Source organism: Hymenobacter agri, assembly GCF_054778495.1.
Map to the genome: position 1 here is coordinate 1 of NZ_BAAGZM010000221.1, position 6,417 is coordinate 6,417.

At 62.4% G+C, this 6,417-nt stretch carries 6 protein-coding genes; 4 read left to right on the forward strand and 2 right to left on the reverse strand.

The genetic code is table 11. The features are described 5' to 3' along the window. Positions 1–217: 217 nt before the first annotated feature. Both ACYVDE_RS12105 and ACYVDE_RS12110 read right to left on the reverse strand, forming a co-directional pair. Positions 218–949, reverse strand: a complete 732-nt coding sequence (locus ACYVDE_RS12105; RefSeq protein WP_460501804.1) for an SHOCT domain-containing protein — start codon at positions 947–949, stop codon at positions 218–220. Between the two features lie 27 nt (positions 950–976). After that, positions 977–1,705 (reverse strand): hypothetical protein, encoded by a 729-nt coding sequence (locus ACYVDE_RS12110; protein WP_460501805.1) that lies wholly within the window; start codon positions 1,703–1,705, stop codon positions 977–979. Between the two features lie 132 nt (positions 1,706–1,837). Between ACYVDE_RS12110 and ACYVDE_RS12115 the strand changes: the two genes are divergently transcribed. The 4 genes from ACYVDE_RS12115 to ACYVDE_RS12130 all read left to right on the forward strand — a co-directional run. Next, complete coding sequence (locus ACYVDE_RS12115; protein ID WP_460501806.1) at positions 1,838–2,377, forward strand: hypothetical protein; 540 nt, start codon at positions 1,838–1,840, stop codon at positions 2,375–2,377. Positions 2,378–2,645: 268 nt separating this feature from the next. After that, on the forward strand, positions 2,646–4,958 hold the full coding sequence (locus ACYVDE_RS12120; RefSeq protein ID WP_460501807.1) for a TonB-dependent receptor domain-containing protein: 2,313 nt from the start codon (positions 2,646–2,648) through the stop codon (positions 4,956–4,958). Positions 4,959–5,034: 76 nt separating this feature from the next. After that, complete coding sequence (locus ACYVDE_RS12125) at positions 5,035–5,907, forward strand: heme/hemin ABC transporter substrate-binding protein (RefSeq protein ID WP_460501808.1); 873 nt, start codon at positions 5,035–5,037, stop codon at positions 5,905–5,907. A gap of 164 nt (positions 5,908–6,071) precedes the next feature. Further along, a partial coding sequence (locus ACYVDE_RS12130; protein WP_460501809.1) for an iron chelate uptake ABC transporter family permease subunit occupies positions 6,072–6,417 on the forward strand: 346 nt, incomplete at its 3' end.

Here is a 6,417-nt window from a genome sequence, read left to right on the forward strand (position 1 = left end):
GGCGGCCGATTCGGAATGGCTGGCGGGCGACGAGCAGGCGCCCAGCAGCGCACCGGCCAGCAGCAGGGCGGGGCCGGCAAAGGGTTTGGATGAAAGCATAGCGGGAAGAAATGGCGTAAAAAATACCCCCGCCAGATAGGCAGGGGTATTGCATACGGCTGAAGCCAGTGGGCGTTTTGGACGGGCCAACCAACCCCGGCCGTAACGCCAGGCACTGCTATTGGTTGGCAGTGCTATCGGTAGCCGACGTGGTAGTAGCCGGCGCGGCCGAATCAGTCGCCGGGGCCGCCGGGCGGGGCTGAATAACAGGTGCGGGGTTGGTGGGAGCCACGCGCACGGTTTCGGGGGCGGCGGTGGTGGCGGGCAGCGGGGTCACCTGCGGGCCGGTTTCGATAGTTGTATTTGCCGAGTCGGCGGCGGTTTGGCTGAGGCTGGAAATATGCTCGTCGGTGGTGGGGCGGGTGAAGCCCAAGTAGGCCACCACGGCCAGAAATACCAGCACGGCCCCAATAGCCAGCACCAAGCCTAGCGATGAGTTGCTGCCGGCGGGCGCTACAGGTACCGCTTCGGCATCAGGCTCTTCAGGCATAAAGGTGTGGGTGTCTGCCGCATCATGCTCCACGAGTAGTGCCGGGGGCGGAAAATCCGAGCTGGTATCGGGCAGAAAAAGGCCATCGGCGCTGGGCATGTACACTGGCTCCGTCCAAGGCTGGTGCGGTACTGGCTCGGCAGGCACCTCGGGCGGGCTAATGGGCGGCACCGGGTTAGAAGCGGCGGGCGTTGCCGGCGAAGCGGGCGCAGCCGATGGGCTGTCGGCACCGGGGGCAGCCGAGGGGTTGAATACCAGCCGCTGCTTCAGGGCATCGAACTCGGTGGGCGTGATGGCCCCGGCATCGAGCATTTCCTTGAGCTGGCGGAGGGTATCGAGAGGCGACGAAGGGTTTTCCATTAAACGGTAGTACGGCCGGGCGCGGGGCTAGTTTTTGCGGTCGAGGGCCGAGAGGCGGTCGCGGCGGCGCTGCAGGCGCAGGCGGTTTTGCTCGAGCTGCACGTTGGTGCCGATGAGCGTAACCGAGTCGGCGCGCGACTGCGTCAGGTTTTCGGCGTTTTTCTTTTTCAGCTCTTCAATGCGCTTGAGGTTGGCCGTGGTATTGGCAGCCAAGCTCACCCGCTCCTTTTCGAGGCGCTCTTTCTCCTTCTCCGAAGCTTTCACCTTCTTCTCGCCCTCGGCAATCATGGCGCGGTAGGCGTAGAGGCGGGCGGCTCCGGCGTAGTTCTGCACCATGGTGCGCAGGGCATTGTACTCGGTGGCGGTTTTGTCGGGCGAGAAGAAGGTATTGTCGTCGAACCCACCGAACACGGACACTTCGGCCACCGAGTCGGACGGAGCCGTGACGGTGGCGTAGAGGTCGAGCAGCTTGCCCGAAATAGTGCTGGCGGGCACCTGGCGGGCGGTCAGCACGTCGCTTTTCATAAAGCCCAGCACGCCGCCGCTCTTGAACTTGATGTTGTAGCTGCTCTTCATCCAGTCCTGAAAGAAATTGCGCACGTCGGTCGCCGTGCCATCTACCTGCACCTTGAAGGCCGGGCGGGGCGTTTTGTTGTAGTTCACTTCGCCGGGGCGCACGTCGTAGAGCTGGGCGGCGGCCGGGCGGCCGAGCAGCAAACTCAACAGCAGCAGAGTCAGGAGATAAATTTTGGGCATGGCAGCGGTTGTCGAAAGGCTATTCACAGGTCAAAAGTAAGCGCACCGGCAGCCAATTCCGGCCGGTGGCGGGGCAGGCATGATGCAATCCAGTCATTCCTGGCGTATTTTTAACGGCCCAAATCTTACCTCTTGAAGCAGCTTTCCGTTTTTGTGCTGTTAGCCGTGTTCCTCTACCAATTGGTGGGAGTGTACCCGGTTGCGCTGTGGCGGCAGCACGAATTCCGGCGGGTGGCCGAAAGCAAGCGGCGGGCGGCCCTACCCGATGCGGCGCTGGTGCGTGTGGCCGTGGCCGGGCCGGCCCAGGTCACGGAGCTGGCCTGGCACGAAGAACACGAGTTTTCGTACCGGGGCCACTTATTCGACGTGGTGCGGCAACAGGTTCGCGCTGATTCTACCATCTATTTCTGCTGGCCCGATAAGGGCGAGGAGCACCTGCTGGCCGGCCTGGCCGAGCACGTGCGCGAATTTGCGCACCCCGACGCCGGCACCCGCAAATCGGCGCAGAAGATGCTGGACTACCTGGCCAAGCTCTACGTGCTGCCCGCGGCCGAGGGCCTGCAGGCAATTTTCTGGAGCAATGCGGGGCGCCCGGTATACCGGGCGTTTGCGGTGGTGCCGTGCTCGCGCCCGGCTACGGCGCCTTTTGCGCCACCCCGAGGGCGGGGCTAACTCTGCCTGCTTAAGGCCGGTTTGCTATCGAATTTCTACGAAGTAGATACGCAATATTTTACGTCTCGTCGGCCGCGCATTTCGGGTGTCGTTCGGGCGTCATCGTTCAACGACGAGACGCAACGTTTTGCGTCTCTACCCCGCCCAATACAGCGCTGGCAGTTTTCCTGGCCTTGCTTCCCTCCCCCATTCAAATGCCCGCGCCCGCGGCGGCCGTCTTCGTGCTGAAGCGGCCCACGGCCGGGCTTTCCAATCGTTTTTTCCGGACATGAAATTTTTCTATACCCGGTTGCTGCTGCTGGCGGCAACCATTCTGATGAGCGCGCCTGCCTGGGCGCAATACACTGCCACCGGTACCGTGCTCGACCAGCAGAGCCGGCAGCCGCTAGTGGGCGCCGTGGTGCTGGTGCCCGGCCAGACGTCCTCCGTGGCCACTGATGCCGAGGGCCGTTTCTCGCTGAGCGCGCCCACCGAATTCCGCACCGTGCGGGTGCAGCTGCTGGGCTACCTCCCTCAGGAGGTGGCTCTGAAAGCTAGTGGCGCGCCGCTGAGCATTGCCCTGGAACCGTCTAACACTGGCCTGAGCGAGGTGCAGGTGATTGGCTACGGCACCGGCACCGAGCGCAAGCTGCTCGAAACGCCCGCCGCGCTGAGCGTGGTGACGGAACCGGAATTGCAGCGCAACAACACCATTTTCCTGCAAAACACCCTGAACCAGGTGCCCGGCGTGCGCATGAACGTGCGTAGCGTGGCCTCGCAGTCCAACCTTGTGATACGGGGGATTGGCGGCACGTACGGGCGCTTCGGCATTCGCGGCATCAAGCTGTACCAGAACGGGATACCGCTATCGGAAGCCGACGGCACGACTTCGCTCGATGATTTGGACTACACCACGCTGGGGCGCATTGAGGTAATTAAGGGGCCGGCCTCGACGATTTACGGGGCCACGCTGGGCGGCGTGGTGTCGTTTCAGACGCGCAAGGCCGCGCCGGGCACGAGCCTGCAGGTGGGCACCACGGTAGGCAGCTACGGCCTGTTCCGGACCAACACGGGCATCGGCGTGGGTACTGATAAGGTGAACCTACTGGTGAACTACGGCCACCAGGAAAGCCAGGGCTTCCGCGACGCGCACAGCAACACCCGCAAGGACTACGTGACCGTGGCCGGCGACTTTTACGTGAGCGACAAGCAGACGGTGAGCATTCTGGGCACCTACACCAACGTGCACGACAACTTCGCGGGCGAGCTCGACAGCACCGACTTCTTCACCAACTATACCAAAACGGCCCCGGCCTACGTGACCAAGGACATTGGCGTGGATGCCGAAATCACCCGCCTCGGCCTCACGCACACCTACCGCTTCACCAGCAACTTCGCCAACACCACCAGCCTATTCACCACCAACTCGTACTCGCTGAGCCCGGTGGAGCCCAACTTCGCCCACCTTCAGCGGGGCAAGCGCGGCGTGCGCAGCGTATTCACCTACGCGCCGCAGGTGGGCAGCGTGCCGCTGCGGCTGGCACTGGGCACCGAGTACCTGGCCAACCAAGACAATAACAAGCGCTACGCCATTTCGGCCGTGGGCGTGTCGGGCGCCATTACCTCGGACCAAGAGGTAAAGTCCATACAAACCAACGTGTTTGCCCAGGCCGAGGCCAACGTGACGGCGCACACTACCCTGACAGCCGGCGTGAGCTACAACGTGGTGACCTACGACATTCAGGACCTGGTACCGAAAACGCCGCCGGCGCAGAGCCTGACCGGCTACCGGCAGTTCAAGCCCACTTATACGCCGCGCGTGGCGGTATTGCATTCATTCAACGACCTGGTTTCGGTGTTTGCGCAGTACAGTACGGGCTTTTCGCCACCCATCAGCAGCCAGATTTCACTCTCCACCGGCCCCATCAACCCCGACGTGAAGCCCGAAACCAACGACAATTTCGAGCTGGGCTCGCGGGGCCGGGTGCTGCGCAACTTTATTGATTACGACCTGACGCTGTTTCGGATGAAGGTCAAGAACGGGCTGGTATCGCAAACCAGCGGCGGCATCACCACTTTCGTGAACTCGGGCGCGTCGGAGTACAAGGGCATAGAATTGGCGCTGTCGGGCAACCTCGTGCGGGCCGAAGCCGCCGGCCAGCTGCGGCAGCTGCGCCCGTTTGTGCGCTACTCCTACACCGATGCTGAGTTCAAATCCTACCAGCTGGGCGCCAACGACTTCAGCGGCAAGCAGGTCACAGGCTCGTTCCGCAACCTGTTCACCGGCGGCCTCGACGTGGACACCCACGTGGGCGCCTACCTCAACCTGACGGCCCAGTACACCGACCGCACCCCGATGACCGATAACAACGCCCGCTACGCGGCCGCCTACTGGCTGCTCAACAGCAAAATCGGCGTGCGCAACAAGCTGTTCGGCCATTTGGCCTACGATGTGTACGCCGGCCTCGACAACATGGCCGATGTGCGCTACGTGGCCTCCGTGGCACTGAACCAGGCCACGCCCACGGGCAAGCCCACCTACTACAACCCCGGTATGCCGCGCAACTGGTACGCCGGTGCTAGTGTGAATTACACCTTTTAGGGAAGTGAAAAGACCGTCATGCTGAGCTGGTCGAAGCATGACGGTCTTTCGATTCATCATCTGACCGATATTTTCCATGAAAAAATTCCTTTACGCTTCCCTGCTACTCTTGGCCGCCGGCTGCAACCGCTTCAGAAACGAGGAAAACACCACCGCCGCCAAGCCCGGCACCGAGCGCATCGTCTCAGTGTCGAAGCAGCTGACGGAAATGATTTTCGCGCTGGGCGCGGGCGACAAGCTCGTCGGCGTCGACCTGTCGAGCACTTATCCGGCCGAAGCAAAGGCCCTGCCCACCGTGGGCTACCACCGCCTGCTCAATGCCGAGGGCATTATCTCGCTGAAGCCCACCGTAGTATTCTCCGATGGCAACATTGCCCCGGAAGCGGTGATGACGCAGGTGCGCGGCGTGGGCATTCCCATTGAGGAATTCAAGCCCAGCAAAACCATTCCCGAAACCTGCCAGCTGCTCCAGCAGCTCGGCGACATCTTCAACCAGCGCCCCCGGGCCGACTCGCTGGCCCGGCAGCTGACGGCCGATATGCAGCTGGCCAACGAAAACGCGAAGCAATACCCCAAGCACCCGAAGGTGGTTATCATCCACTATGGCCTGCAAAAGAACATTTACCTGGCAATGGGCCAGAAAAGCACCGGTACCCAAATGGTGGCCTGGGCCGGCGGCGTGAACTCGCTGAACGCCAGCGAGGGTATGAAGCCCATCAGCCCCGAATTGATTGCCGAAGCCCAGCCCGACGTGATTCTGGCCACCGATTTCGGCTACGACCGGCAGGGCGGGCTCGATAAATTCAAGCAGCTGCCCGGTGTGGCCCTCACGCCCGCCGCCAAAAACAACCGCATCTATCGCGTCGAGGAGCACGACCTGGTGTATCTGGGCCCGCGCACCGGTAAAATTGTGCTGGAACTGCAGAAGCTGATTCATCAGAATTTGTAGCTCAAGCCAGTTGCTCAGAACGTTATGCCGAGCGTAGCTGAGGCATCTTGCTCGCTTCGTTGCAACCAAAGGTCGACGTAGCCAATGCAATTGATTACTGCCGCACGCGAGATGCCTCGGCTGCGCTCGGCATGACCGTTCTAAATTTTCCCTTCCCTCTGTTCGTGAAACCCTCTTCCCGCCGCGTCCGCCTCTATTTCAGCATTTTGGCCGTGGCCCTGCTCGTGGCGCTGGTCCTTTCGGCGCAGCTGGGGGCGGTGGCGCTTTCGTTTGCCGAAATTGGCGGCTATCTGGGCGGCAACACCTCTAAAGCCGACCCCACGGCAGAGCTGCACCGGGCCGTGTTCTTCCAGATTCGACTGCCGCGGGTGCTGCTGTGCGCGGTGGTGGGCGCGGCGCTGGCCATGTCGGGCACGCTGATGCAGGCTCTGTTTCGCAACCCCATCGTGGAACCGGGCCTGATTGGCACCTCGGCCGGGGCGGCGCTGGGCGCGGCCGTCATCTTCGTGC